This is a genomic window from Loigolactobacillus zhaoyuanensis, assembly GCF_003946385.1.
Lineage (GTDB): Bacteria > Bacillota > Bacilli > Lactobacillales > Lactobacillaceae > Loigolactobacillus > Loigolactobacillus zhaoyuanensis.
In genome coordinates this window covers 1-637 of sequence record NZ_RHOE01000020.1, presented here as the reverse complement: position 1 = coordinate 637, position 637 = coordinate 1, and the positions used below count along the sequence as shown (strand labels likewise).

Annotated in this window: 6 tRNA genes; all 6 read left to right on the top strand. The window is 50.9% G+C overall.

From position 1 onward, the window contains the following. The first annotated feature begins 65 nt into the window (after nucleotides 1–65). The 6 genes from EKM76_RS05950 (at nucleotide 66) to EKM76_RS05925 (ending at nucleotide 595) form a co-directional block, all read left to right on the top strand. Nucleotides 66–138: transfer RNA gene (locus EKM76_RS05950), tRNA-Lys, on the top strand. A 21-nt stretch (nucleotides 139–159) separates the two neighbouring features. After that, nucleotides 160–241: transfer RNA gene (locus tag EKM76_RS05945), tRNA-Leu, on the top strand. Between the two features lie 14 nt (nucleotides 242–255). After that, nucleotides 256–328, top strand: a tRNA-Thr gene (locus EKM76_RS05940). A 15-nt stretch (nucleotides 329–343) separates the two neighbouring features. After that, nucleotides 344–415: transfer RNA gene (locus EKM76_RS05935), tRNA-Gly, on the top strand. A 10-nt stretch (nucleotides 416–425) separates the two neighbouring features. Then, a tRNA-Leu gene (locus EKM76_RS05930) sits at nucleotides 426–511 on the top strand. Nucleotides 512–521: 10 nt separating this feature from the next. Further along, nucleotides 522–595 (top strand) — tRNA-Arg (locus tag EKM76_RS05925). Nucleotides 596–637: the final 42 nt, after the last annotated feature.

Below are 637 nucleotides of genomic sequence, written 5' to 3'. Positions count from 1 at the left end.
TCAGCTGGGAGAGCACCTGCCTTACAAGCAGGGGGTCACAGGTTCGATCCCTGTAACCTCCATTTGAGCCGTTAGCTCAGTTGGTAGAGCATCTGACTTTTAATCAGAGGGTCGACAGTTCGAGCCTGTCACGGCTCATTGCCAGTTTTAAATATTTTTGCGGGTGTGGCGGAATTGGCAGACGCACTAGATTTAGGATCTAGCGCCGCAAGGCGTGGGGGTTCGAGTCCCTTCACCCGCACTCGAAGGGTTTATGCCGACTTAGCTCAGTTGGTAGAGCATCTGATTTGTAATCAGAGGGTCGGGCGTTCGAATCGTCTAGTCGGCATTTAATTGAATACATGCGGAAGTAGTTCAGTGGTAGAACATCACCTTGCCATGGTGGGGGTCGCGGGTTCGAATCCCGTCTTCCGCTTTAATAATATGCCGGGGTGGCGGAACTGGCAGACGCACAGGACTTAAAATCCTGCGGTGAGTGATCACCGTACCGGTTCGATTCCGGTCCTCGGCATTATTATTATGCACCCATAGCGCAATTGGATAGAGTGTCTGACTACGAATCAGAAGGTTGTAGGTTCGACTCCTACTGGGTGCATTGAGCGATAAGCTCAAGTTAAAAAGTCTCGGGAAATAGCTC